The organism is Streptomyces sp. NPDC088923 (assembly GCF_044749745.1).
In the GTDB taxonomy this organism is placed as follows: Bacteria; Actinomycetota; Actinomycetes; order Streptomycetales; family Streptomycetaceae; genus Streptomyces.
On the sequence record NZ_JBIVIO010000004.1, the window covers coordinates 323,808 to 349,179 of the forward strand.

Consider the following 25,372-nt stretch of genomic DNA (forward strand, 5'->3'; position numbering starts at 1 on the left):
AACCTGATTGCCGGGTGCCGGAAGTCGCGGTGGGGATGAAGCGAGGCCGGAAATCACCGGTGTGAAGCGGGCATCGCGTGGGTACGCCGCCGGGGTTCCTGGGTGAAGCGGGGCGGTACGGGGCAGGCCGCGCCGATGCGAACGCGACGCGCGCGAACAGGCGGGTGCCGACCCGTACTCAGGCGGCGGCCGACTCCTCCGCCCGCACGTCCCCGGCCCCCCGCGCCGCGAGGCGTTCGGCGCCGAGGCGGGTGACGCGCTCGGCGTCGCACAGGCGGGGGCAGGTGCCGCAGATCTCCTCGGCCCCCAGGGTGTACGACAGGCAGCAGCTCACCCGGTCCCTGGTGGGCAGCGCCTCGCCGTCGGGGCCGGTCAGCTCGCGGAAGCCCGGCGTGCCGACGTACGGCTTCGTCGTGCCGGGCAGCAGCGCCTCCAGCTCGGCGGTCGTGCGCGCCTCCTCGCCGAGGAGCTCTCCCATGTACGCGAGGCCCTCGACGATCTCGTCCGTGACCATGCCCCACAGCGCCCGGCCCCGGCGGCGCATGCGCGGGCCGATCCCTTCGAGCAGCGGCCCCAGGTGGGTGGCCACCGCGTCCCGTACCTCGGCGCGCAGCGCGTCCTCGTCCGGCACGACGACCGCGAGCTGGTGCCCGGCCTCGGGGTCGTCGGGCAGGCAGGCGAAGGGGACGGAGCGGACCGTCATGCGGTAGCGGGGGCGGTCGAAGTACACGTCGCCCGCGCCGTACCGCGGCACGCGGCGCACCAGGAGCCACGGCAGCGTGATGAGCAGGCAGGCGGGCCACGCGTACCGGTGGAAGCCGAAGCTCGCGACGACGTCGGGGCGCGGGGTGCGCCCGTAGTCGCGCTCGATCTGCTCGTGGTCCCAGCGCAGGTACCCGTCGAGCTCGGCGCCCGCGCGCGCGAGTCCCGCCGCGCTCACCCAGTCGCCCCCCGTGGGCGCCGGTTCGTCCGCCGCCAGCTCGGTCACCCGCAGCTCGGGGAAGACCTGGGCCAGGCGCTCCCACGCGGTGCCGACCGGCGACGCGACCGGGGCCGGTACCGGGAGGGCGGAGAGCTGGGGGGAGTGCAGCATGCGCGGACCACCGAATCGCACGTCGAAACAGCAGGATTTACAGGTAAGCCTTACCTTACCGGAAGTGATCGGGATGGGAACCGGGGGCCGCTCCCTCTATCGTGCTCGTGGCGTGCGAAGCCCGCACGCCCCCGAGCACGCACACCCCAGTGGTACGGAGGAAGGCGAAGTGGCACGCGAACCGGCCCCCCGAGGCCCGCACCCGGCGGACCGGGCCGAGGACCGCGTACCCGCCCCCCGCCGTCCGGGTGAAGACGGGACCGGCGACGCGCGTCGGCGTGGCGCGGGGTGGGGGAGCGGTGCGGGAGCGGGCCCGGGCGGCCCGGCGGGACCTCCGGGCCCGCTCCCGCACCCCGCCGACCTCGCGCACGGGTCCGCGCGGGGGCAGGACCACCCGGGCCACGCCCGTACCCCGCTGCGCCGCGCCTCGGTGCGCGGTCAGGTACTCGAAGCGCTGCGGGCCGCGCTCGACTCGGGCGAGCTGGAACCGGGGCGGGTCTACTCGGCGCCCGCGCTGGGGGAGCGGTACGGGGTCTCGGCGACGCCGGTGCGCGAGGCGATGCAGCGGCTCGCCGCCGAGGGGGCCGTCGAGACGGTGCCCAATCGCGGCTTCCGCGTGCTGGCCCGTACCGCGGCCGACACGGCGGCGCTCGCCGAGGTGCTGCTCCTGATGGAGCTGCCCGTCCTCACCCGGCTCGCCGCCACACTCCCCGCGCTGCCCCCGGAGCTGCGCCCGCTCGCCCGCCGGACCGAGGAGCTGGCTCGTACGGGCGACCGCACCGGCTACGGCGAGGCCGACCGCGCCTTTCACGGCGCGCTGCTCGGCCTGCACGGGAATTCCCAGCTGACGCGGGTCGCCGAGGCCCTTCATCTCCGGGCGGGGAGCCCTCGCGCCCGCACGCCGCGGGCCTGGGCCGAGGAAGCCGCGCAGCACGCGGCGCTCCTCGACGCCATCGAACGGGCCGATACGGCGACGCTGGCGGCGGTGCTGCGCGCACACCTGGGCGTCCAGGGCTGAGGAGCGGCCGGCCACGGACCCGGCGGACGCCGTCCTTCCACCTCCCAGCCGTCACTCGCCCTCAGCTGTCCCCCCACTCCCGGCCCTCACTCCACCCCCAGCCGTCCCTCCAGCAGCCTCGGCACCCCGCCGAGCAGCCGCCACAGTCGGCGCGCCTCCGCGCGGAGCCGTTCCGCCTCCGGTTCCGGGGCGGTCTCCGCGAGGGCCACGAGGGTCGGGGGTGTGCCGACGAGGTCGCCCAGGGTCTCGCGCAGCGCCAGGGACTGGGTGAAGCCGTGCCGGGCCTCGGCCACCTCGCCGTCGCGCAGGGCGAGTTCGGCCAGGCGGTACCAGGTGCGGGCGAGGAGGAAGCGGTCACCGTGGGCCGTGGCGCCCGCGTGGGCGCGGCGGTAGGCCGCGCGGGCGGGCTGGGACGCGTGGGCGAGGTGTTCGGCGATGAGACCGCGCCGGTAGTCGAGGAGCGGGCGGTGGGGGGAGCCGGGCGCGAGCAGCGCCGCCGCCCGGCCGAGCGCCGAACTCGCCTCGTCGGCGCGGTCCCTGATCCCGAGCGAGGTGGCGAGGTAGGCGAGGTGGCCGCGTTCGCAGGCGGCCGTACCGCGCTCGTCGTCACTGTGCGCGAGCGCCTCGGCCGCCCGCAGCGCGTCCTCCGCCTCCGCCCAGCCCTCGCCCGTGTACAGGCAGCGCTCCGCGAAGAGTTCGCAGCGCCGCAGTGCGGCTTCCGCTCCGGGGAGCGGGGCGAGCAGAGAGGCCGCCTCGGTCCAGCAGCCGCGGGAGCGCAGCCGCCACACCGACCGGTCGAACACTTCCGTCTCCCCCGCAGGTCCCGGCTTCGACGTCGATACGGACCAAGGCATGGCGGTGTCCGCCACAGTCCCCTCCTCACATCACGCGCGCCGGTGAGCTGTGACGTGCATCTCAGCACGGCGGGCGGCGGGCCGCCAAGGGGGTGGGTGAAAGTTTTCACAAACGCGCCGGGCGTGTGCCGGGCCCCCGCCGCGAGCCCCGCGCGCCCCCGTACCGCCCGACCTGCGGGGGAAGGGCGGAGCCGGGGACTCCGCCGGTACGCGACGGTCCCGGATGATTCGCGGCGGGTGGCGCGACGGTCCCGGATGAGTCGCGGCGCGACGGCCCCGCGCGCGGCACGGGGCGCGTCGGGCGAGCGGCCCTCAACTCATCCGCAGCGCCAGGAAGAAGTCCAGCTTGTCCTCCAGGCGCGACAGGTCACGCCCCGTCAGTTGCTCGATCCTGCCCACCCGGTAGCGCAGGGTGTTCACATGCAGATGGAGCCGGGCCGCGCACCGCGTCCAGGAGCCGTCGCTGTCGAGGAACGCCTCCAGGGTGGGGATCAGCTCGGCGCGGTGGCGGCGGTCGTAGACGCGCAGCGGGTCGAGGAGGCGGGCGGTGAAGGCGCGCCGCACGTCGTCGGGGACGAAGGGCAGGAGCAGCACGTGCGAGGCGAGTTCCTGGTGTCCTGCCGCGTTGACGGGTCCCGGGCGGGCCGCGGCGACCCGGCGGGCGTGGCGGGCCTCCTCCAGGGCGCCGCGCAGGCCCTCGGCCGAGTGCACCGCCGCGCTCACGCCGAGCGTGAGCCTCCCCTCCGCGCCCAGTCCCGCCGCGAGCGGCGCGCCGGCGGGGCCCACGAGGTCCGCCGCGTCCAGTTCGGCGCTCGCGTGCTCCTCGTCGCCCGCGCGCACGGGCAGCGGTACGAGGGCGAGGGCCTCGGCGCCGACCTGCGTGACGGCGGCGCGGTCCGCGGCGTCGTCCTCGTCCCCGGGGCCCGTCAGGTCCGTACCGGCGGACTCGGGGAGCCCGTCCGCGCCCTCCCGCGCGCCCGTCTTCCTCGCGAGCACCTCCTCCAGGAGGCCGCGCGCGAGGCGCCCCGTCGCCTCGCCGGGCGTCTCGCCCTCCCACTCGACGGAGGCGACGACGATCTGCCAGTACGGGGCGGTGCTCGTGCCCGGCAGCAGGAGCGGCCCGGCGGCGCGCAGGCGGGCGGCCGTCTCGGCGGCGGGGGCGCCGCTGCGCACGAGGTCGAGGATCTCGCCCGCCAGGCGCCGCCGCACCGAGCGGCCCGCGTCCCTGCGGTCGCGCTCGACGGCGATGAGCTGAGTGACCCCCTCGAGCAGTTCGCGCCGCTCGGCGGGCCAGTCGGAGGCGTCCGCCGCGACGGCGAGCACCCACTGCCCGAGCCCGGCGCGGCGCGCGTCCAGGGGGGCCGGTGTCGCGGAGTGCACGGGGAAGAGCGAGTAGACGGTGTCGCCGACGGTGACGCGCTGCGCGCCGAGCCGTCCGGTCCGCACCGCGTCCAGGCGGGCCGAGGCGAGGGTCTCGCGCACCTCGGGGGCGAGCGCGGGCGCGCGGGTACGTGCCGAGCCGGCGATCTCGCGGCCCGTCGCCGAGAGCACCCACGCGTGCAGGTCGAGGTCGTTGCCCAGCAGGTCGAGCACCGCGCCGGGACCGCCCGCGGGTCCGCCCGTCATGAGCTTGCGGTGCCGGTCCACGACCGCGGCGAGGTCCCCGGCGCGCTCGCCCGAGACCTGCCGCACGATGTGCTCGGTGATCGTCGCGAAGGCGACGGACTCGCTCACCGAGAAGAGCGGGAGCCGGTGCCGGGCGCACGCCGCGACAAGGTCCTCCGGGACCGGCCCCAGCTCGGCCTCGCCGGCCGCGAGCGCCGCGACGCCCGCCTCCGCGACGATCCGCACGAAGGACTCGGAGTCCTCCGGCGCGTGCCGCCAGGCGAGCCCGGTGAGGACCAGCTCACCGCCCGAGAGGTAGCGGCTCGGGTCGCGCAGGTCGGTCGTCATGACCCCGCGCACCGTACGGTCCAGCTCCTCGGCGCCCCCGAGCAGCCGGAGCCCCAGCGTGCCGCTCTCCAGCAGTGCGCGCAGCCGCATGTCCTCGCCGCCGTTCCCTAAGGGTTTCCTGGGCGAAACAGCGAAGTGAAACGCCCGCATTCTTCATACGAATCTACAAGACGCGCCCCCTGGACAGCCAATTCGTTCATGGGTTCGGTGACTGTGCGGAACGGCCCTGTCACCGCTTCACTGGGCGCACCCGTGGTACGGCCTACGGGAGTCCGCCCCGCCCGCCCCTCGCCCGCCCCTCCTTCCGACCGCACCACCGACCGGGAGAGACCCGCATGGAGTCCGCATGGAGTTCCTGAGACCAGCCAGCTGGGAGGAGGCGCTCGCCGCGAAGGCGGCGCATCCCGCCGCCGTCCCGCTCGCGGGCGGCACCGACGTCATGGTCGAGCTGAACTTCGACCACCGCAGGCCCGCGCACCTCATCGACCTCGGACGCGTCGCGGCGCTGAGCGCCTGGGAACGCGACGGGGACACGGTACGCCTGGGCGCCTCGGTCCCGTACACGCGGATCATGACCGAGCTGGCCACCGAACTGCCCGGTCTCGCGCGCGCCGCGCACACCGTCGCCTCCCCGCAGATCCGCAACCGCGGCGGCGTCGGCGGCAACCTCGGCACCGCCTCGCCCGCCGGGGACGCGCACCCCGCGCTCCTCGCCTCGGGTGCCGACATCGAGGTGGCCTCGGTACGGGGCACGCGCCGCGTCCCCGTCGACGAGTTCTACACCGGCGTCAAGCGCAACGCCCTCGCGCCCGACGAGCTGATCCGCGCCGTCCACCTGCCCGCCGCGCGCGGACCGCAGCAGTTCTCCAAGGTCGGCACGCGCAACGCCATGGTCATCGCCGTGTGCGCCTTCGGTCTCGCGCTCCACCCCGACCGCCACACGCTGCGCACCGGGATCGGCTCGGCCGCGCCCACGCCCGTGCGCGCGCAGGCGGCCGAGGAGTTCCTCACCTCCGTACTCGACGAGGAGCGCTGCTGGGAGACCGGCAGACCGCCCGGCGAGGCGGCGCTGCGGCAGTTCGGGCAGCTCGCCTCGGGCGCCTGCGACCCCATCGACGACGTGCGCGGCTCGGCCGCCTACCGCAGGCACGCGGTCGGCGTCATGGCCCGCCGCACCTTCACCTGGGCCTGGCAGGCCCTCGGCACCGAGCAGCGCCGGAACGGAGCATCATGCGCGTGAACCTCGTCGTCAACGGACGGCGCCACGAGGCCGACGACGTGTGGGAGGGCGAGTCGCTCCTGTACGTGCTGCGCGAACGCCTCGGCCTGCCCGGCTCCAAGAACGCCTGCGAGCAGGGCGAGTGCGGCTCCTGCACGGTCCGACTCGACGGCGTCCTGGTCTGCGCCTGCCTCGTCGCCGCCGGACAGGCGGAGGGACGGCGTGTCGACACGGTCGAAGGACTCGCGCAGTACGCGGCCGGGCGCGCCGGCGCGGAGCCGGGGACCGCCGCTCCCGACGACCCGCGCCGCTGGGAGGCGAGCCCCCGCGAGCCGGGCGGCCCCGCGCTCTCGCCGGTCCAGCGGGCGTTCGTCGACGCGGGCGCCGTCCAGTGCGGCTTCTGCACCCCGGGGCTCCTCGTCGCCGCCGACGACCTCCTCGAACGCGTCCCCTCGCCCAGTGACGCCGACATCCGCGAGGCCCTGTCGGGGAACCTGTGCCGCTGCACGGGCTACGAGAAGATCCTCGACGCCGTCCGCCTCGCCGCCGCCCGCCAGGACACGGCCCGTACCGAGGAGGCCCGGTGACCACCCCGCGTACCCCCACCGGCGTCCCCACCCACCTCACCCAGGGCCGCCCCGGCACCACGACCCCCGGCGGGATCGGCGAGTCGACCCCGCGCCCCGACGGCATCCTCAAGGTCACCGGCGAGTTCGCCTACGCCTCGGACATGTGGCACGAGGACATGCTGTGGGGCCACACCCTGCGCTCCCCGCACGCCCACGCCGAGATCCGCTCCATCGACACCGCCGAGGCCCTCGCCACCCCCGGCGTGCACGCCGTCCTCACCTACGACGACCTGCCCACCGCCGTGCGCCACTACGGACTGGAGATCCAGGACACGCCCGTCCTCGCCCACGGCCGCGTCCGCCACCACGGCGAGCCCGTCGCGCTCGTGGCGGCCGACCACCCGGAGACCGCGCGCCGCGCCGCCGCGAAGATCCGCGTCGACTACCGCGAACTGCCCGTCGTCACCGACGAGGCGTCCGCCACCGCGCCCGGTGCGCCGCTCCTCCACGAGGGCCGCGCCGACCACCACGCCGGGCACGTCCCGCACCCCAACATCGTCCACCGCCAGCCCATCCTGCGCGGCGACGTCGCCGGGGCGGCCCGGCGCGCGGACGTCGTCGTGAGCGGCGAGTACTTCTTCGGCATGCAGGACCAGGCGTTCCTCGGCCCCGAGTCCGGACTCGCGGTGCCCGCAGAGGACGGCGGCGTCGACCTCTACATCGCGACCCAGTGGCTCCACTCCGACCTCCGCCAGATCGCCCCCGTCCTCGGCCTGCCCGAGGAGAAGATCCGCATGACGCTCTCCGGCGTCGGCGGCGCCTTCGGCGGCCGCGAGGACCTCTCCATGCAGATCCACGGCTGCCTCCTCGCGCTCCGCACCGGCAAGCCCGTCAAGATCGTCTACAACCGCTTCGAGTCCTTCTTCGGCCACGTCCACCGCCACCCCGCCAGGCTCTGGTACGAGCACGGAGCCACCCGCGACGGCAAGCTCACCCACCTCAAGGCGCGCATCGTCCTCGACGGCGGCGCCTACGCCTCCTCCTCTCCCGCCGTCGTCGGCAACGCCGCCTCGCTCGGCGCGGGCCCCTACGTCGTGGACCACGTCGAGATCGAGACGCTCGCCCTCTACACCAACAACCCGCCGTGCGGCGCGATGCGCGGCTTCGGCGCCGTGCAGGCGTGCTTCGCGTACGAGGCGCAGATGGACAAGCTCGCCGCCGCGCTCGGCATGGACCCCGTCGAGTTCCGGCGCCTCAACGCGATGGAGCAGGGCTCCGTCATGCCGACCGGGCAGGTCGTGGACTCGCCCGCGCCCGTCGCCGAACTCCTGCGCCGCGTCAAGGCCCGCCCCCTGCCGCCCGAACGGCAGTGGGAGTCCAGCGAGGGCGCCGACGTGCGCCACCTGCCCGGCGGCCTGTCGAACACCAGCCACGGCGAAGGCGTCGTCCGGGGCATCGGCTACGCGGTCGGCATCAAGAACGTCGGCTTCTCCGAGGGCTTCGACGACTACTCGACCGCCCGCGTGCGCCTGGAGAGCATCGCGGGCGAGGCCGTCGCGACCGTCCACACCGCGATGGCCGAGGTCGGCCAGGGCGGCGTCACCGTCCACGCCCAGATCGCCCGCACCGAACTCGGCGTCACCCAGGTCACCATCAACCCGGCCGACACACGCGTCGGTTCGGCCGGATCGACCTCCGCGTCCCGTCAGACGTACATGACGGGCGGCGCCGTCAAGCACGTGTGCGGACGCGTCCGCGAGCGGGTGCTCGACCTCGGACGCGTCAAGTTCGGCACGTACCACCCGGCCTGGGCGCACGCCGAACTCCTCCTGGAGGACGGCAAGGTCGTCACCGAGAGCGGCGAGGTCCTCGCGAGCCTCGCGGACGTGCTCGGGGACGAGACCGTCGAGATCGAGGACGAGTGGCGCCACCGCCCCACCGAGCCCTTCCACCGGCACACCGGGCAGGGCAAGGGGCACGTGCAGTACTCCTTCGCCGCGCACCGCGCCGTCGTCGAGGTCGACACCGAACTCGGCCTCGTCAAAGTCGTCGAACTCGCCTGCGCCCAGGACGTCGGCAAAGCGCTCAACCCGCTCTCCGTCCAGGGCCAGATCCAGGGCGGCAGCACGCAAGGGCTCGGCATCGCCGTCATGGAGGAGGTCCTCGTCGACCCCGTCACCGCGAAGGTCCGCAACCCCTCCTTCACCGACTACCTCATCCCCACCATCCTCGACACGCCCACGATCCCCCTCGACATCCTCGAACTCGCCGACGACCACGCCCCCTACGGCCTGCGCGGTATCGGTGAAGCGCCCACGCTCTCCTCGACGCCCGCCATCCTCGCGGCGATCCGCGCCGCGACGGGCCGCGCGCTCGACCGGACCCCCGTACGACCCGAACACCTCGTGGACTGACCCCTTTCGGAGACCGCCATGCTCGACCTCGCCCCCACCCTGCGCCGGTGGGCCGCCGACGGCCGCGCCTTCGCCGTCGCCACCGTCGTCTCCGTCACCGGCAGCGCCCCCCGCGCGCCCGGCGCGGCGCTCGCCGTCGACGCGGCGGGGGAGGCGGTCGGCTCGGTCTCCGGCGGGTGCGTCGAAGGCGCGGTGTACGAGCTGTGCCGTGAGGCGCTCGCCGAGGACCGCCCGCTCGCCGAGCGCTTCGGCTACAGCGACGAGGACGCCTTCGCCGTCGGCCTGACCTGCGGCGGCGTCATCGAGGTGCTCGTCGTGCCGGTCCGGCCCGGCACCCCGGCCGCGCGGCTGTACGGCGACGTCCTCGCCGCCGTCGCGGACGGCGCCCCGCGCGCCCTCGCCCGCGTCGTCGCCGGACCGCCCGCGCTCCTCGGCCGCCCGCTCGTCGTGGACGGCTCCGGTACGGTACGGGGCGGCTGCGGCGGCCCACCGGAACTCGACCGCTCCGCCGCCGCGGAGGCCGCCGCGCTGCTCGGCCTCGGCCGCACCGGCACCGCGACCATCGGAGCGGACGGCTCGCGCTGCGGGCAGCCCGTCACGCTCCTGGTCGAATCGAGCGTCCCGCCGCCCCGCATGATCGTCTTCGGCGCCATCGACTACGCGGCGGCGCTCGCCCGCGCCGGGTCCTTCCTCGGCTACCACGTCACCGTGTGCGACGCGCGCCCCGTCTTCGCCACCCGGGCCCGCTTCCCCGACGCCGACGAACTCGTCGTCGCCTGGCCCCACACGTACCTGGACCGGACCCCCACCGACGCGCGCACCGTCCTGTGCGTCCTCACGCACGACGCCAGGTTCGACGTACCCCTCCTCGCCCGCGCCCTGCGCCTGCCCGTCGCCTACGTCGGCGCGATGGGCTCGCGCCGCACCCACGAGGACCGCCTGCGCCGACTGCGCGCCGAAGGGCTCACGGAGCCCGAACTCGCCCGCCTGCGCTCCCCGATCGGCCTCGACCTCGGCGCCCGCACCCCGGAGGAGACGGCCCTGTCCATCGCCGCCGAGATCATCGCCCACCGTCACGGCGGCACGGGCGCCCCGCTCACCGGCTCCCCGGCACCGATCCACCGCGCGGAACAGGCGGACCGGGCGGAACACGCGGACCGCGCGGACCGGGCGGGCTCGGGGGTGTGAGCGGCACGCGCCCGCCCGGCCCTCACCCGCGCGGCGTCCCGGTCCGGTACGAGTGGCCCAGCTCGGGGCCGAGGCCGAAGTAGTGGCGGAAGTTGTAGACCAGCGGGCTCCAGGCGGCCGGGTCGATGTGGTCCGTACCGGGGACGACGAGGACGGGGTCCGCGTGGACGCGCAGGACCTCCGTCTCGACGACGACGAAGGTCCCCACGGCGGCCGGGCTCACCCGCGCCACCCGCGCCTCCAGCTGGAGGGGGCACTCGGCGACGCGCGGCGGGCGCACCCGCTCCGAGGGCTCGGGCGTGAGCCCGGCGGCGGTGAACTTGTCCGGCTCGAATCGGCAACCCGGGTGCTTGCCCGCGGGCACGGGGAACCGCCCCGTCAGCGGTGCGAGCCGCTCCACGGCGGGCCACAGCGCGGGCCCCGGCAGGCTGATGACCAACTCGGGCCGCCGCGCGAGGTTCCGCGCCGTCTGCCCCCGCGCGCCGAGGCCGAGCACCACGCTCTGCCCGAGGGCCCAAGCGGAGGACATCGGCGCGAGGTTGAAGCCGCCGTCCTCGTTCTCCGTCGTCAGGAGGACGACGGGCGTGCCGAAGTAGAGGACGGCGGGCTCGATGGGGACGTGGGGGAGCGGGGCGGGGATCATGCCCGGAGCCTAGGGCGGCGTCGTTTCGGCGAGGGCCGAAGCGTCCGTGACGGCGGGACGCTCCGGCCCCCGGCCCGTACGCCTCAGGGCTTGCGCGCGACGCCGCACATCGCGTTGCCCTCCCCCGGGGGCACGTCGCCCTGGCCGGGGTCCGGGCGCCACTCGGAGGTCAGGACCACGCCCGGCGCGACGAGTTCGAGGCCCTCGAAGTACGCGGCGATTTGCTCGGGGGAGCGCAGGTGGTACTCGCTCGCCGAGTTCGCGTTGTACGTGGCGATCGCCGCGTTCAGCGTCTCGTTCGTGTCCACACCGTCCGCGAGCGCGAGCCAGCTTCCCGAGGGCAGCGCCGCGAGAAGTTCGCGCACGAGCGCCCCGGGCTCGTCCTCGTCCGGGAGCTGCCCCATGATGCCGAGCATGGTCAGCCCCACGGGCTTGGAGAAGTCCAGCGTCCGCGCGGCCTCTTCGAGGATCGCCGCGGGCTTGCGCACATCCGCGTCGATGTACGCGCAGGCGCCCTCGGGCGTGCTCGTCAGGAGCGCCCGCGCGTGCGCGAGGACGAGCGGGTCGTTGTCGACGTAGACGACGCGCGCGTCCGGGGCCTCGCGCTGCGCGACCTCGTGCGTGTTGTCGGCGGTCGGCAGCCCCGTCCCCAGGTCCAGGAACTGCCGCACCCCGCCCTCGCGCGCGAGGTAGCGCACCGCGCGGGCCAGGAAGTACCGCTGGCCGCGCGCGATGCCCGCGATGTCGGGGAAGCTCTGCCGGATCATGTCGCCGACGGCCGCGTCCACCGGGTAGTTGTCCTTGCCTTGCAGCAGGTAGTTCCACACGCGCGCCGACTGCGGCTGGTCGGTGCGGATGCGCTCGGCGAGCGTACGTCGCCGCTCCTCGTGATCGTCACTCATGGCCAGAGCTTCGCACAGTCAAGGTGCCAGGACCACGGCCGAGTTGATCTTCCCCCGGCTCAGGGCGTCGGCAGGTGGAAGGAGGCGTACAGGGACCGCGCCGAGAGATCGGCGGGCGCGAGACCGCTCACGTACCCGACGATCCCCGGCGGGAACTCGGCGTCCGCCGCCCGCAGCACCCGGTGCGTACGGAGCAGCAGCCGCCCACCGCACAGCACCGTCGACGTGCCCTCCGGCCCCGACACGACCCCGCTCGGCGTCGCCTCGCCCTCGGGGAGCGGACCGTCCCAGCGGCCGTGCACGCTCGGGTCGGGCGTATCGCTGAGACTCTGCGCCTGCGCCTCCGCCGCACCGCGCGCCAGAGCGAGCAACTGGGCGCACAGCACCGGGTCGTGCGGCCCGTCGTACACCCAGCGCTTGCCGAGCACACCGTGCTCGCTCGTCCCGACGAGCGCCGCTTCGAGCCCCTCGGCGGGCGCGCCCCGGTAGGTGAGCGGCACGTGGTACGTGACGGAATCGCCCTCCACGGACTCGGTGACCGCCATGAACTCGATCCCGACCTCGCCCGCCGGGTCGTCGAGCCGGAAACCGCCGGCCTTCTCCAGCACGGCGGGACCGCTCCCGCCCTGGTACCACGGCTGCTTCGGCAGCCACGTCGCGAGCAGTTCGAGTTTGGTGGGGCTCAGCGTCGTGCGGTGGATCTCGGCCATGGTCTCTCCTGCTCGCGCGGTCCGGGTGACGACAGTAGCGGGACTCAGCCGTCCAGGACGAGCCACTGCCTGCCGTCGAGCAACTCCCGTACGGCGTCGGCGTGCCCCGCGTGGCAGGCGGTCTCGGTCAGGACGTGCACGAGGACCTCGCGGACCGTGTGCAGCCGGTACGAGCCGAACAGCTCGCCCGGCCACCACGCGGGCGGCTCCGCGGCCGTGAGCCCGTCGAGCACCGCGTCCGCGCGCTCCGCCTCGGCCCGGTACAGCGCCCGCAAGCTCTCCCCGGTGTCCCCGGGCGCGGGCCGCCACGCGTCGTCCCCGGCCTTCGTGCCCGTCACCGAGGCCACGACCTCGCCTTCCGCGGCGAGCACGCCCCGGAACCAGAACCGCTCCACGTCGAGCGCGAGATGCCGCAGCAGCCCGAGACACGACCACCCCGAGGGCAGCACCCCCCGCCGCAAAGCCTCCTCGTCCAGCCCCTCCAGCGCCCCGAGCACGTGCGCCCGCTGCGCGCGCAGCGCCCCGCGCAGCACGGAGACCTCCGGGTCCACCCCCTCCGCGCCGGTCGTACCCCCCGCGTCCGTACCGCCCGCCGCCACCGTCCCGCCGTCCATGACAGCCTCCTTCCGTTCAGGTGCGGACCACCGTAGGGCAGGGGTGTGACAACGACCGCTGTCCCAGCCGATCGCCTCCTCGGCCCACGACCCCGGCCCGCCTCCTCAGCCCACGACCCCCGCCCGCCGCGCCACCGCCACCGCCTCCCCGCGCGTGCGCGCGCCCAGCTTCCGCATCGCCGCGCGCAGGTACGCCTTCACCGTCTCCGGGCGCAGCCCGAGCCTGCTCGCGACCGCCGCGTTGGTCGCCCCCTCGGCGACGATCGCCAGGACCTCCACCTCGCGCGGGGTCAGCAGCGGCGCCTGCGCGTCGCGGGGCGGCCCGGCGCCGGCCGCCGCGAGGCGCGCGCACACGCCGAGGAGTTCGGCCCGCAGCGCCGGGTCGTCGAGGCGCTCCGCGAGGCCGCGCAGGTGGGCGCCCGTCTCCCGTACCTCCTGCCAGGCCCCCGCGCGCGCCGCCTCGCCGCCCGCCGCCGCCAGCGCCCGCGCCTCGTCCCGCACCACCAGCGTCTGTTCCACGTCCCGCGCCGCCTCGACCGCCGCGCGCAGCGTGCGGTCCCCGAGCGGCTGCGGAGCGCGCAGGGCCCCGTACAGCACGGCCCGTACCCGCCGCCGCACCACGACGGGCACCGCGAGGACCGAGCGCAGGCCCTCCGCCGCCACCGGCGTGTCGTACTCGTGGCTGATGGAGCGGGCCGCGCGGTAGTCGGTGACCGTGCACGGGCGGGTCAGCGTGATCGCCTTGCCGCCCAGGCCGTTGCCCGCCGAGACGGCGAGCCCGTCGAGCGCCGCCGTCGCCGTCCCGCTCAGCTCGCCGATCCGCACCCGCGAGGCCCCCGCGCCGACGAGCGGCCCGCCGAAGGCGACCGGCAGCCCGGTGGCGCGCCGCAGGCGAAGCAGCGCGGCCCGGATCTCCGCCGCGTCCGCCGCCCACTCCGCGCCCCGCCCCGCGTTCCGCGCCGCGCCGCGTACTCCTGGCTGCGTCGCCATGACCGTCCTCCGTCCCACGAGTGCCGCTCAGCGTGCCCTCCGCGCCCTCCACCCCCGAACGGGGGTAGTGAGACCTGTGTCACGCATCTCACGATGAGTACGAGTGGTTTCGCAACCTGGAGGACACATGTCGGCAACGCCCCCCGCCGCCCCGCCCGGCGAACCGGCCGCCAGCGACGGCGAACCGGCCCCCACCGCCGCCTTCCGCGCCGCCCGCGACTTCCTCCTGCGCCACGGCGAGGACTACGCGGCCGCCCGCGACGGCTTCGAGTGGCCCCGCCCCGAACTGTTCAACTGGGCGCTCGACTGGTTCGACCGGATCGCCGAGGGCAACGAGCGCACCGCGCTGCACATCGTCGAGGAGGACGGCTCACGCCTGGAACTGTCCTTCGCCGAGCTGTCCCGCCGCTCCGCGCGCGCCGCGAACTGGCTGCGCGGCCTCGGCGTCGCCCCGGGCGACCGCCTCCTCCTCATGCTCGGCAACCAGGCCGAACTGTGGGAACTCATGCTCGCCGCGATGAAGCTGCGCGCCGTCGTCATCCCCGCGACCACCCTCCTCGGCCCCCTCGACCTGCGCGACCGCGTCGAGCGCGGCGAGGTGAGTCACGTCGTCGCCCGCTCCGCCGACCTGGAGAAGTTCGCGCGCGTCCCCGGCGACTGGACCCGCGTCGCCGTCGGCGCACCCGTCCCCGGCTGGCACGACTACGCCGAAGCCGCCACCGCCGACGCGGAGTTCGTCCCCGAGGGCCCCACCCGCTCCGACGAGACCCTCATGCTCTACTTCACCTCCGGCACCACCGCGCGCCCCAAACTCGTCGAGCACACCCACCTCTCCTACCCCGTGGGCCACCTCTCGACGATGTACTGGATCGGGCTGCGCCCCGGGGACGTGCACCTCAACATCTCCTCGCCCGGCTGGGCGAAGCACGCCTGGTCGAACTTCTTCGCGCCGTGGAACGCCGAGGCGACCGTGTTCGTCTTCAACTACACGCGCTTCGACGCGGGCCGCCTCATGGCCGAGATGGACCGCGCGGGCGTCACGAGCTTCTGCGCGCCGCCCACCGTGTGGCGCATGCTCATCCAGGCCGACCTGAGCGGCCTGAAGACCCCGCCGCGCGCCGTCGTCGCGGCCGGCGAACCCCTCAACCCCGAGGTCATCGAGCACGTGCGCCGCTCCTGGGGCGCCACGATCCGCGACGGCTTCGGCCAGACCGAGACCTCCGTCGCCGTCGCCAACTCCCCCGGCCAGCCCCTCAAGCCCGGCTCCATGGGCCGCCCCAGCCCCGGCTTCACCATCGAACTCCTCGACCCCGTGACCGGCGAACCCGGCGCCACCGAGGGCGAGATCAGCCTGGACCTCTCCGCCCGCCCCGTCGGCCTCATGCGCGGCTACCACGGCGACCAGGAACGCACGTCCGCGGCGACGGCCGGAGGCTACTACCGCACGGGGGACATCGGAGCCAGGGACGAGGACGGGTACCTGACGTATGTCGGGCGCAGCGACGACGTCTTCAAGGCGAGCGACTACAAGATCAGCCCCTTCGAGCTGGAGAGCGCGCTGCTCGAACACCCCGCCGTCGCCGAGGCGGCCGTCGTGCCCGCGCCCGATCCCGTACGGCTCAACGTCCCCAAGGCGTACATCGTCCTCGCCGAGGGGTACGCGCCGGACGCCGCGACCGCGAAGCTCCTCTTCGCGCACTCGCGCAGCGTCCTCGCCCCGTACAAGCGCCTGCGCCGCATCGAGTTCGGCCCACTGCCCAAGACCATCTCCGGAAAGATCCGCCGCGTCGAACTCCGTGAGGCGACCGCGAACGGCTCCGAGGCCGAGTACCGCGAGGAGGACCACCGATGAGCACCGCGCCCCCCGTGGCCCCCCTCTCCTACGCCCACGGCACCTCCACCACGCCCCTCCTCGGCGAGACCATCGGCGAGAACCTCGCGCGGATCATCGCCACGTACCCGGGCCGCGAAGCCCTCGTGGACGTCGCGAGCGGCCGCCGCTGGACCTACTCCGCCTTCGGCGAGGCCGTCGAACACCTCGCGCGCGGGCTCCTCGCGCGCGGGGTCCTCAAGGGCGACCGGGTCGGCATCTGGGCCGTCAACAGCGCCGAGTGGGTCATGCTCCAGTACGCGACCGCCCGCGTCGGCGCCGTCCTCGTCAACATCAACCCCGCCTACCGCGCCCACGAACTCGGCTACGTGCTGCGGCAGTCCGGCACCCAGCTCCTCGTCGCCTCGCTGCGCCACCGCGACACCGACTACCGCGCCTTCGTCGACGAGGTGCGCCCCGAGTGCCCCGAACTGCGTGAGGCCGTCTACATCGGCGACCCGAGCTGGGACGCCCTCGTCGCGGCGGGCGCGGACGTCCCCCTCGCACGACTCCGTGCCCGCGAGGCCGAACTGTCCTGCGACGACCCCGTCAACCTCCAGTACACCTCCGGCACCACCGGCTTCCCCAAGGGCGCGACCCTCTCCCACCACAACCTCCTCAACAACGGGTACTGGGTGGGCGAGACCGTCGGCTACACGGAGCGGGACCGCGTGTGCCTGCCCGTTCCCTTCTTCCACTGCTTCGGCATGGTCATGGGCAACCTCGGGGCCACGTCCCACGGCGCCTGCGTCGTCGTCCCCGCACCCTCCTTCGACGCCCGCGCGACGCTGGAGGCCGTCGAGAGGGAGCGTTGCACGTCGCTGTACGGGGTCCCGACGATGTTCATCGCGGAGCTGAACCTCCCCGACTTCGACTCCTTCGACCTCACCTCGCTGCGCACCGGGATCATGGCGGGTTCGCCGTGCCCCGTCGAGGTCATGAAGCGCGTCGTCGCCGAGATGCACATGGCCGGGGTGTCCATCTGCTACGGCATGACCGAGACCTCGCCCGTCTCCTGCCAGACCCGCGCCGACGACGACCTCGAACACCGTACGGGCACCGTGGGCCGCGTCCTGCCGCACCTGGAGGTCAAGATCGTCGACCCCGTCAGCGGTGTCACGGTGCCGCGCGGCACGCAGGGCGAACTGTGCACGCGCGGCTACTCCGTCATGCTCGGCTACTGGGAGGACCCCGAGCGCACCGCCGAGGTCGTCGACCCCGGGCGCTGGATGCACACGGGGGACCTCGCCCTCATGCGCGAGGACGGTTACGTCGAGATCGCGGGCCGCATCAAGGACATGATCATCCGTGGCGGCGAGAACATCTACCCGCGCGAGATCGAGGAGTTCCTCCACACCCACCCGAAGATCTCCGACGTGCAGGTCGTCGGCGTCCCCGACGCGCGCTACGGCGAATCCGTCCTCGCCTGCGTCATCCCGCGCGACCCCGCCAAGGCGCCCACGCTCGACGAGCTCCGCGCCTTCTGCCGCGACCGCCTCGCCCCCTACAAGATCCCCAGCCGCCTCGAACTCCTCGACACCTTCCCGATGACGGTCTCGGGGAAAGTACGCAAGATCGAACTGCGCGAGACGTACGGGGGCGGGGACGCCTGAGCACGCGGTACGGCGCCCCCGCCCGCGCGAGGACGCCGGGCACGGGGGCGCCGGGCACGGGGGCGCCGTCCGCCGCACAGGGCACCGCGCCCCCCGTGCCGCCTACTGGTGCCCCAGCCGCTCCGCCGCCTCGTTCAACGGCCGTACCAGGCCCGTCGCCTCCAGCGCGAAGAGCGGTACCCCGAGCCGTGCCGCGCTCTCGGCCGCCTCGGGCTCGGGGCCGCCCCGCGTGAAGCCCACCGGATCGGCACCGGCGGCGAGCGCCGCGAGCCACAGGCACTCCACGTCCCGCACCGTCAGGCGCCGCCGGCTCGGCTCGACGTGCGCGAGCAGCCCGCGCGCGGCGAGCGCGACGCCGGCCGGGGCGGGCTGCGCGGCACGGTGTATCTCACCGTGGCCGAGCCGCCCGAGGTGCAGTGCCGCCGCCGTCACGGCGTCCCGCGTCGAACGGATCGGCGCGAGCGTGTCGGGCCGCCGCGCGAGCGGTACGGCGCCGGGCGCCTCGCCCTCGTCGACCGCGAGCCGGAGCAACGCCCCGCACGGGCAGCCGTACTCGGGGCGGGGCCAGCGCGTCGTCCGCGCACACGCCACGCACCGCACCGCGAGCCACTCCTCGCCCCAGTCGCGCCGCTCCACCGGCTCGCCCACGCCGCCGTCCACGAGCGGCAGGATTACCGGCACCCCGCAGGCGCAGGGCAGCTCGGGCGGGAGGTGGCTGCCGACGCGGCGGCAGACCGGGCAGGTGACGGCGACGGAGGCCATGACGTGCTCCAGGACCTTGACGGACGGGCCGCGCGCACGGGAACGCGCGAGCATACGGGGGACGCCCCGCTGCGGACGGGGGCGTGCCCCATCATCCTCCCGTTCGCCGCCGCCCCGCCGGGAGTTGGGGCGAGAGGGCGAGGCCGCGCCCGGGTCCGCGCCCGGCGTTCCCGCCCGGGACGCCGCTTCCCGCTCCGTGCCGCGTTCGGCCCGCGGTCCGTCGGTTAGGGTCGCTCCGGCGGCCCCGAGCGGGGGCGCGCGGTCATGGCGGGAGGCGTCTCATGCGGCTGCGGGTCGAGTTCACCACCGAGCCCTTCGACCTCGAGGAGGCGCCGCGGCACGCGCTCGTCGCCCGTGAGGTGCTGCGCACCGCGCCGCTCGAAGGAGTCGACGTGGGGCCCTTCGGCAACACGGCCGAGGGCAGCGCGGAGGACGTCGTCGCGACCGTCGCCGAACTGCTCCGTACGACCATCCGCGCGGGCGCCGACCGCGTCTCGCTCCAGGTCAGCGTGCTCGCGGAGGGCGAGCGGTGAGCGAGTCCCGCTCGGCGGCGCGCCCGTACCGGCAAGGGCCCGTACCGCACCCGCTCCTCGAAGCCGTCCGCCCCCTCGTCGACGCGATGGGCGGTGAGCTGCTCGAACCGGCCGCCGCCGCGCCCGAGGACGTCGTGCTGCGCTGGGAGGGCGAGGAGGTCGCCGCGGTGCGGCTGCCCGGGCTCGGGGACGACAGTCTGGACCGGATCGTCGAGGGGCTCGAACGGGTCCACGGCCCCCTCGCCGCGCTCGACCGCCGTACCAAGCAGGACCTCGTCCGACGGCTGGAGGCGCGCGGCGCGTTCACGGTGCGGCACGGCGTCGAGACCGTCGCCACGGCGCTCGGCGTCTCGCGCTTCACCGTCTACAACTATCTCCGGCACGTCAACGAGCGGCGCGCCAAAGAGCGTTGAGCGCTCGCGGGGCCGGTGGCTGTCCTGGACGCCGGCCCCGCGAGCGAGTTCAGGACGACACGTGCTCCGGTACGCGCACGGCCGCGCCCGTCGCGGCGACCAGTTCCGCGACCGTCACCCCGGGAGCCGTCTCGACGAGCACGAACCCGTCCGCGGTCACGTCCAGGACCCCGAGATCGGTGATGATCCGGTGCACGCAGCCCCGTCCCGTGAGCGGCAGCGTGCACTCCTCGACGAGCTTCGGGGTGCCGTCCTTCGCGGTGTGGTCGGTGAGGACGATGACGCGGCGGGCGCCGTGCACGAGGTCCATCGCGCCGCCCATGCCCTTGACCATCGCGCCCGGGATCATCCAGTTCGCGAGGTCGCCGGTCCGCGAGACCTGCATCGCGCCGAGGATCGCGGTGTCGATGTGCCCGCCGCGGATCATCCCGAAGGAGAGCGCCGAGTCGAAGAACGCGGCCCCGGGCAGGACGGTCACCGTCTCCTTGCCCGCGTTGATCAGGTCCGGGTCCACGTCCTCGTCGGCCGGGTAGGGGCCCGTGCCGAGGATGCCGTTCTCGGACTGGAGCACGACGTGCGTGCCCGCCGGGATGCAGCCGGGCACGAGCGTGGGGAGGCCGATGCCGAGGTTGACGTAGTCGCCGTCGCGCAGTTCGGCCGCCGCCCGCGCGGCCATCTCGTTCCTGGTCCAGGACATCAGGCACCCGCCTTCTCGCGCGCGGCCACGACCGTGCGCCGCTCGATGTGCTTCTCGGCCGCCTGCTCGGGCGTCAGCGGCAGCACGTGCCGCACGAAGACGCCCGGCAGGTGGATCTCGTCGGGGTCCAGCTGGCCCGGTGCGACGAGTTCCTCGACCTCGGCGAGCGTGACGCGCCCCGCCATCGCGGCGAGCGGGTTGAAGTTGCGCGCGGACTTCTCGAAGACGAGGTTGCCGTGCAGGTCGCCCTTCGCGGCCCGTACGAGCGCGAAGTCGCAGGTGATGGCGTGCTCCAGGACGTACGTCGTGCTGTCGAAGTCCCGCGTCTCCTTGACCGGCGAGGCGACGAGGACGCCGCCCTCGCTGTCGTGGCGCCAGGGGATGCCGCCCTCGGCGAGCGGCGTGCCGACCCCGGCAGGGGTGTAGAAGGCGGGAATGCCGCAGCCGCCCGCGCGCAGCCGCTCGGCGAGCGTGCCCTGCGGCACCAGCTCGACCTCCAGTTCGCCGGTGAGGTACTGGCGCGCGAACTCCTTGTTCTCGCCGACGTAGCTGCCGGTCACGCGCGCGATGCGTCCGGCGCCGAGGAGGACGCCGAGGCCGTGGTCGTCGGTGCCGCAATTGTTCGAGACGACGCGCAGCCCGGAGGCACCCTGCGCGTGCAGGGCCTCGATGAGCGTGCTCGGGATGCCGCAGAGGCCGAAACCGCCGACGGCGAGCGAGGCGCCGTCGGGGATCGCGGCCACGGCCTCGGCGGCCGAGCCGACTGTCTTGTCCATGGGGTTCCTTGAGGTGCTTCGGAAGGTGGTGCGAGAAGGGGCCGGTGACGCGGGGCCGGTACGGGAAGGCTCCGGGGCGCGCGGTGTGCGGCCGGCGCGCCCCGGAGCGGGGGAGGCCCCGGCACCGTCAGGAAGCCGCCGTCAGGGGGCTGCCGTCCGGTGCCGTCGCGCCGGTGTGCGGTGCCGGTGCGGGGGCGTGGTCCGTGCCGTGCGCGGGGGAGCGCAACTGCGAGCGCAGCTGGCCCACCAGTTCGCGCACCCCGGCGGTGCCGGCCGCCGTGCCGAAGAGGTAGAAGTCGGGCCGGACGAGCGCGCCGGCGTGTCCGTGCTGCGCGCAGGTGCGGCAGGTAGCCGCCGGGTGAGTCGGTCCACTCGCCACCGCTCTCGGTGAGCGGTACGAGGCACGCGCCGATCCCGCGCAGGAAGTCGCGGTCGGCCGCGTCGAGGTCCGCGAGCGGCGCCTCGCCGTCCGTGAGGAGGACGAAGCCGCCGCCGGTCAGCTCGTCGAGCAGCGCCGTACGCCCTTCGCGCGTGACGGGGAACTGCGGCGTCAGGTGCCCGACGCCCGCCGCGCGGCCGCCGTCTGCGGCACGCTGGAGCACCCCGTCGCCGAGCACGGGCGGCGGCGCCTCGGGCAGGGCGCGCGCCGGGTCGGCGCCGGTGGCGATCATGCGGGTGTCGCGGACCTTGGCCTCCTCGGGGTCGAGGACGCAGATGACCCTGCCCAGCTCCATCGACATCGCGATGGCGTGCTGGACGTGCGCGCTGCGCTCGGAGGTGTACGTGTCGAGCAGGTCGGCGTCCGCGCGCCCGTCCAGGACGAGCCGCAGCTTCCACGCCAGGTTGACGGCGTCGCGCAGCCCCGAGCACATGCCCTGCCCCGCGAAGGGCGGCATCTGGTGCGCGGCGTCCCCGGCGAGGAGGAGCCTGCCCTCGCGCCAGCGGTCCACCCAGCGGGCCTGGAAGGTGTAGACGGTGTGCCGCTCGATCGTGGTGTTCTCCGGGGTGCGGCCCCACGGGGCGAGGAGGCGCCAGGCGGTCTCCTCGGTGTTCAGCTCCTCGATGCTCTCGTGCGCGAGCCGCAGGAACTCCCAGCGGCGCCGCCCGGGACCGCCCGAGACGATCGTGGTGGGCCGCTCGGGGTCGCACAGCTGCCAGTTCATCGGGGACCACTCCTCCTCCTCGTGGGGGAGGCAGTCCACGATCAGCCAGTCGTAGAAGAACCCGAGGTCGGTCACGGAGGTCGCCATCCGCGAGCGCACGAAGCTGTTCGCGCCGTCCGCGCCGATGACGTACCGCGCGCGGACCTCCTCGGGCCCCGGGCCGGAGGTACGGAGCAGTACCTCGTCCGGGCCCTGCTCGACGCCGGTGACCTCGCAGCCCCGGTGCACGGTGACGGTGGGGGTCTGCTCGGCGGCGCCCGAGAGGACGGCTTCGAGCTGGGGCTGCGAGAAGAAGTTCGCGGTCGGCCAGCCCGAGGGGCCGGTACCGGACCAGTCGATCTTCACGAGCGGCTCGCGGTCCGCGTTCTGCCACTCGTAGAAGTCGGGCACCGGGTCGGTCACGGCCCGCACCTGCTCGCCGACCCCCGCGGCCTGGAAGATCCGGCCGATCTCGTGATCGAAGTGGACGGCGCGCGGCAGGTCGTACGGGGCCGGCCAGCGCTCCAGGACGACGACGTCGTACCCGGCGCGGCCCAGCAGCAACGAGAGAACCTGCCCCACGGGACCGAAGCCGACGATCGCCACGTCGTGGCGCGGGGTGGTGTGCCGTTCGGTCACCGCTCTACCTCGCCGCGCTGTGGTTGCCGGTCATGATCTCCGCGAGGTCCTCGGGGGCGAGGAACGACGGCGGGGGCGGCGGGCCCCAGTTGAAGAGGCCCTTCGCGCCTTCGAGCACCTCCGGGGACCACAGCTGCTCGTCGACGACGCAGTCCATGTCGGAGTAGTACTCGCTGAAGTTGCCCGCCGGGTCCTTCAGGTACCAGAAGAAGTTGGAGCCCGCGTGGTGCCGGCCGAGCCCCCACACGTGCCGCTCGGGGTGCTCCTGGAGCATCGCGCTCGCGCCGCGCCCGACCTCGTCGACGTCGTCGACCTGCCAGGAGGTGTGGTGCAGGAAGGTGACGGGCGCCTTCATCACCAGGACGTTGTGGTGGTCGGTCGAGCAGCGCAGGAAGGCGCCGTGATCGGCCACGTAGTCCGAGGCACGGAAGCCGAGCCCTTCGAGGAAGAAGGCCACCGTGCCGTCGAAGTCGGTGGTGCCGACGACGGCGTGTCCCAGCTTGCGGGGCAGCACGCGCGAGGTGCGCAGCACTCCGGGGGCGCGCGAGCCGGTGCGCTCGTGGCGGCCCGGGCCGTTGTAGGCGGTGGCGGGCCGCGCCTCCTGGACGAAGCGCGGGGCGACGTCCACGACGGCGCGCACGCCGGTGGCGCGGTCGTACGCGACGAGGCTCGTGCCGCCCTCCTCGTACGCGCCGCCCGCGGGGCCCGTGCCGGGGACGCCGAGGCGGTCCAGGCGGGAGGCGGCGGCCGCGAGGTCGTCGGGGCTGTCGGCGCCGATCCGTATCTCGACCAGGCGCCTCGTGGGCGCGTGGACGATACGGAGCTGGCGGCCCGCGTCCTGCGTGGTGAACCAGCCGTCCCCGTCCGGCGTCAGGCCGAAGTCGGTGTAGTAGGCGGCGGTTTCGCTGACGTTCGGGACCCCCATGGTGATGGAGATCAGCCGGTGCAGTGCCATGAGACTCCTTTGTCCTTACGGGCTCTGTCCTGGGTCGGAGCGGACCGCGTCCCGGGCGAGGGGGCGGTGCGGGCCGCCGCGTCGCTCAGCCCGTGAAGGTCTGGCGCAGTTCGCCGATGCCCTCGATGGTGCTGACGAGCTCGTCGCCCGCGCTGAGCCAGCGCTGCGGGTCGCGGCCGAGGCCGACACCGGCCGGGGTGCCCGTGAAGATGACGTCGCCGGGCAGCAGGGGCAGGACGGCGGAGAGGCGGGCGATCAGGGTGGGCACGGAGAAGATGAGGTCGCGGGTGCGGCCGTTCTGGACCTCTTCGCCGTTGACGGAGCAGCCGAGCGCGAGGTCGTCGGGGTTCTCGAACTCGTCGGGCGTGACGAGCCAGGGGCCGACGGGGGCGAAGCCGGGGTAGGACTTGCCGAGGCTGAACTGCGGGGCGGGGCCCGCGAGCTGTACGACGCGCTCGGAGATGTCCTGGCCCGCGGCGAGTCCGGCGACGTGCTTCCAGGCGTCGGCCTCGGAGACGTTCTCGGCGCGCTCGCCGATGACCGCGACCAGCTCGACCTCCCAGTCCGTCTTGCCGTTCTCGGGCAGCTTCACCTCGGTGACCGGACCGCTCAGGCTCGTCACGAACTTGGTGAAGACCGGCGGCAGGCCCTCGGGCGCGTCGAAGCCGGACTCGGCGGCGTGATCGCGGTAGTTGAGGCCGATCGCGAGGACCTGCCGGGGCGCGGGGGCGGGGGCGCCGAGGTCGGTGTCCTTGAACGCCGTCCCGGCGGGCAACTCGGCACCGGCCGCCCAGGCGCGGAACTCGGCCCAGCGCGCGTAGACCGCCTGCGGGTCGGCTGGGAAGAGACCGGCACTGGCCTGTTCGACGTCCACAGCGGTTCCGTCGACAATGAGGCTCAGCCGGCCCGAGAGGTTGGCGATGCGCACGAGCTCTCCTTAGAGGAGGGGAAAGTAATTGAGCATGATGATTACCTTGATGTTGCGTGGGCATGGCCTACGAGTCAATAGGTTCCTGAAAAAATGAATATGATGAATATGGATGAGTGAGGAGCTGGTAGTGACCGTCACCCCTGAGCGCCGCGGCGGGACCCGGCGCACGGCGGCGGGCCGGGCCGAGGAGGCGGCGGCCCGGATCGCGCGCATGGCCGCCGAGGCGGAGCCGGGCGCGCGCCTGGGCACCAAGGAAGAGCTGCGCACTCTGTGCGAGGTCTCCGTCGGCACGTTCAACGAGGCCCTGCGGCTGCTCCAGGCCCGCGGCCAGGTCACGGTGCGGCCCGGTCCGGGCGGCGGGCTCTTCGGCGCGCGGCAGTCCCCGATGGTGCGGCTCGGCAACTCCGTGCTCGCGCTCGACGCGCAGGAGAACGACGTCGCCACCGCGGTCCGCATCCGCGACGCGCTCGAACCCCTGCTCATCGAGGACGCGCTCTGGCACGCCTCACCCGCCGACCTCGCGGCACTGCACCGCCACCTGGAGGCGATGGAGCACGCCGTCACCGCCGAGGACGCCGTCGCCTTCGTGCACGCCAACTGGCGCCTGCACGCCGCCATCGCCGCGATCAGCCCGAACGCCCTGCTCAGCTCGCTCTACACGCACCTGCTCGACCTCATCGAGTCGCACACCCTCTCGGTCCAGCCCGGCGGCTCCGGGCAGCCGCTCCGCGAGTTCGTCCACGACCGCTACGAGCTGCACGCCGCGCTCGTGGACGCGCTGGCACGCCGCGACCGCGAGGAGGCCCTGCGTCTCGTCCACGCCCACAACACCAGCTCGGACCCCGAGCACGAGATGCACTGAGGCCCCGGACGG

General features: G+C 74.5%; 23 protein-coding genes and 1 pseudogene. 10 read left to right on the forward strand and 14 right to left on the reverse strand.

The annotated features are described in order from the left end of the window. Positions 1–178: 178 nt before the first annotated feature. Positions 179–1,093, reverse strand: coding sequence for a (2Fe-2S)-binding protein (locus ACIP4O_RS19400; protein WP_401575900.1), 915 nt, complete (start codon positions 1,091–1,093; stop codon positions 179–181). 169 nt (positions 1,094–1,262) lie between these two features. On the opposite strand from ACIP4O_RS19400, the gene ACIP4O_RS19405 reads away from it, so the two are divergent. Then, positions 1,263–2,111, forward strand: a complete 849-nt coding sequence (locus ACIP4O_RS19405; RefSeq protein ID WP_401575902.1) for a GntR family transcriptional regulator — start codon at positions 1,263–1,265, stop codon at positions 2,109–2,111. Positions 2,112–2,197: 86 nt separating this feature from the next. On the opposite strand, the gene ACIP4O_RS19410 is transcribed toward ACIP4O_RS19405, so the two are convergent. Both ACIP4O_RS19410 and ACIP4O_RS19415 read right to left on the reverse strand, forming a co-directional pair. Beyond that, positions 2,198–2,914 carry a hypothetical protein gene (locus ACIP4O_RS19410; RefSeq protein WP_401575904.1) on the reverse strand — a complete coding sequence of 239 codons (717 nt, stop codon included), beginning with the start codon at positions 2,912–2,914 and terminating at the stop codon, positions 2,198–2,200. A 363-nt stretch (positions 2,915–3,277) separates the two neighbouring features. Then, positions 3,278–5,008 carry a PucR family transcriptional regulator gene (locus tag ACIP4O_RS19415; RefSeq protein ID WP_401575906.1) on the reverse strand — a complete coding sequence of 577 codons (1,731 nt, stop codon included), beginning with the start codon at positions 5,006–5,008 and terminating at the stop codon, positions 3,278–3,280. Positions 5,009–5,264: 256 nt separating this feature from the next. Here ACIP4O_RS19415 and ACIP4O_RS19420 point away from each other — a divergent pair, with 256 nt between their 5' ends. The 4 genes from ACIP4O_RS19420 to ACIP4O_RS19435 are packed head-to-tail and all read left to right on the forward strand — an operon-like array spanning position 5,265 to position 10,308. Further along, positions 5,265–6,158 (forward strand): FAD binding domain-containing protein, encoded by an 894-nt coding sequence (locus ACIP4O_RS19420; RefSeq protein ID WP_401575908.1) that lies wholly within the window; start codon positions 5,265–5,267, stop codon positions 6,156–6,158. After that, positions 6,149–6,724 carry a (2Fe-2S)-binding protein gene (locus ACIP4O_RS19425; protein WP_401575910.1) on the forward strand — a complete coding sequence of 192 codons (576 nt, stop codon included), beginning with the start codon at positions 6,149–6,151 and terminating at the stop codon, positions 6,722–6,724. The genes ACIP4O_RS19420 and ACIP4O_RS19425 overlap by 10 nt, the downstream gene beginning before the upstream one ends. Further along, the gene (gene pucD, locus ACIP4O_RS19430) at positions 6,721–9,120 is read left to right on the forward strand and encodes a xanthine dehydrogenase subunit D (RefSeq protein ID WP_401575912.1); all 2,400 of its coding nucleotides are present in this window, start codon (positions 6,721–6,723) and stop codon (positions 9,118–9,120) included. Before ACIP4O_RS19425 ends, pucD begins: the two co-directional genes overlap by 4 nt. A gap of 18 nt (positions 9,121–9,138) precedes the next feature. Next, a complete protein-coding gene (locus ACIP4O_RS19435; protein WP_401575914.1) occupies positions 9,139–10,308 on the forward strand; it encodes an XdhC family protein in 1,170 nt (389 codons plus the stop codon). 22 nt (positions 10,309–10,330) lie between these two features. On the opposite strand, the gene ACIP4O_RS19440 is transcribed toward ACIP4O_RS19435, so the two are convergent. The 5 genes from ACIP4O_RS19440 to ACIP4O_RS19460 form a co-directional block, all read right to left on the reverse strand. Beyond that, positions 10,331–10,951, reverse strand: a complete 621-nt coding sequence (locus ACIP4O_RS19440) for a flavin reductase family protein (RefSeq protein ID WP_401575916.1) — start codon at positions 10,949–10,951, stop codon at positions 10,331–10,333. An 83-nt stretch (positions 10,952–11,034) separates the two neighbouring features. Further along, complete coding sequence (locus ACIP4O_RS19445) at positions 11,035–11,853, reverse strand: SAM-dependent methyltransferase (RefSeq protein WP_401575918.1); 819 nt, start codon at positions 11,851–11,853, stop codon at positions 11,035–11,037. Positions 11,854–11,912: 59 nt separating this feature from the next. Continuing rightward, the gene (locus ACIP4O_RS19450; RefSeq protein WP_401575920.1) at positions 11,913–12,563 is read right to left on the reverse strand and encodes a 1,4-alpha-glucan branching protein; all 651 of its coding nucleotides are present in this window, start codon (positions 12,561–12,563) and stop codon (positions 11,913–11,915) included. Between the two features lie 44 nt (positions 12,564–12,607). Beyond that, a complete protein-coding gene (locus ACIP4O_RS19455; RefSeq protein WP_401575922.1) occupies positions 12,608–13,177 on the reverse strand; it encodes a DinB family protein in 570 nt (189 codons plus the stop codon). Positions 13,178–13,282: 105 nt separating this feature from the next. After that, complete coding sequence (locus ACIP4O_RS19460; protein WP_401575924.1) at positions 13,283–14,167, reverse strand: response regulator transcription factor; 885 nt, start codon at positions 14,165–14,167, stop codon at positions 13,283–13,285. Between the two features lie 127 nt (positions 14,168–14,294). On the opposite strand from ACIP4O_RS19460, the gene ACIP4O_RS19465 reads away from it, so the two are divergent. Both ACIP4O_RS19465 and ACIP4O_RS19470 read left to right on the forward strand, forming a co-directional pair. After that, positions 14,295–16,019 carry an AMP-binding protein gene (locus ACIP4O_RS19465; RefSeq protein WP_401575926.1) on the forward strand — a complete coding sequence of 575 codons (1,725 nt, stop codon included), beginning with the start codon at positions 14,295–14,297 and terminating at the stop codon, positions 16,017–16,019. Further along, positions 16,016–17,650, forward strand: coding sequence for an AMP-binding protein (locus tag ACIP4O_RS19470; RefSeq protein WP_401575927.1), 1,635 nt, complete (start codon positions 16,016–16,018; stop codon positions 17,648–17,650). Before ACIP4O_RS19465 ends, ACIP4O_RS19470 begins: the two co-directional genes overlap by 4 nt. A 102-nt stretch (positions 17,651–17,752) precedes the next feature. Here ACIP4O_RS19470 and ACIP4O_RS19475 read toward each other — a convergent pair whose 3' ends face one another. After that, complete coding sequence (locus tag ACIP4O_RS19475) at positions 17,753–18,466, reverse strand: hypothetical protein (protein ID WP_401575929.1); 714 nt, start codon at positions 18,464–18,466, stop codon at positions 17,753–17,755. 227 nt (positions 18,467–18,693) lie between these two features. On the opposite strand from ACIP4O_RS19475, the gene ACIP4O_RS19480 reads away from it, so the two are divergent. Together ACIP4O_RS19480 and ACIP4O_RS19485 are read left to right on the forward strand one after the other, a co-directional pair. Beyond that, positions 18,694–18,945: a hypothetical protein gene (locus ACIP4O_RS19480; RefSeq protein WP_401575931.1), complete on the forward strand. Its 252-nt coding sequence runs from the start codon at positions 18,694–18,696 to the stop codon at positions 18,943–18,945. Positions 18,946–19,031: 86 nt separating this feature from the next. Further along, entirely contained in the window at positions 19,032–19,358 is a 327-nt protein-coding gene (locus ACIP4O_RS19485; RefSeq protein ID WP_401576245.1) for a helix-turn-helix domain-containing protein, read from the forward strand. Between the two features lie 49 nt (positions 19,359–19,407). On the opposite strand, the gene ACIP4O_RS19490 is transcribed toward ACIP4O_RS19485, so the two are convergent. From ACIP4O_RS19490 to ACIP4O_RS19510, 5 genes and pseudogenes are all read right to left on the reverse strand, one after another. Next, positions 19,408–20,055, reverse strand: coding sequence for a CoA transferase subunit B (locus tag ACIP4O_RS19490; protein WP_401575933.1), 648 nt, complete (start codon positions 20,053–20,055; stop codon positions 19,408–19,410). Then, positions 20,055–20,831, reverse strand: coding sequence for a CoA transferase subunit A (locus ACIP4O_RS19495; protein WP_401575935.1), 777 nt, complete (start codon positions 20,829–20,831; stop codon positions 20,055–20,057). Before ACIP4O_RS19495 ends, ACIP4O_RS19490 begins: the two co-directional genes overlap by 1 nt. Before the next feature lie 389 nt (positions 20,832–21,220). Next, positions 21,221–22,612: pseudogene (locus ACIP4O_RS19500) on the reverse strand (bifunctional 3-(3-hydroxy-phenyl)propionate/3-hydroxycinnamic acid hydroxylase); the annotation flags it as partial. Positions 22,613–22,616: 4 nt separating this feature from the next. Then, on the reverse strand, positions 22,617–23,567 hold the full coding sequence (locus tag ACIP4O_RS19505) for a VOC family protein (RefSeq protein WP_401575937.1): 951 nt from the start codon (positions 23,565–23,567) through the stop codon (positions 22,617–22,619). A gap of 85 nt (positions 23,568–23,652) precedes the next feature. After that, positions 23,653–24,495 carry a fumarylacetoacetate hydrolase family protein gene (locus ACIP4O_RS19510; RefSeq protein ID WP_401575939.1) on the reverse strand — a complete coding sequence of 281 codons (843 nt, stop codon included), beginning with the start codon at positions 24,493–24,495 and terminating at the stop codon, positions 23,653–23,655. Between the two features lie 112 nt (positions 24,496–24,607). On the opposite strand from ACIP4O_RS19510, the gene ACIP4O_RS19515 reads away from it, so the two are divergent. Continuing rightward, positions 24,608–25,360, forward strand: a complete 753-nt coding sequence (locus tag ACIP4O_RS19515) for an FCD domain-containing protein (RefSeq protein ID WP_361321548.1) — start codon at positions 24,608–24,610, stop codon at positions 25,358–25,360. The last annotated feature ends 12 nt before the right edge of the window (positions 25,361–25,372 follow it).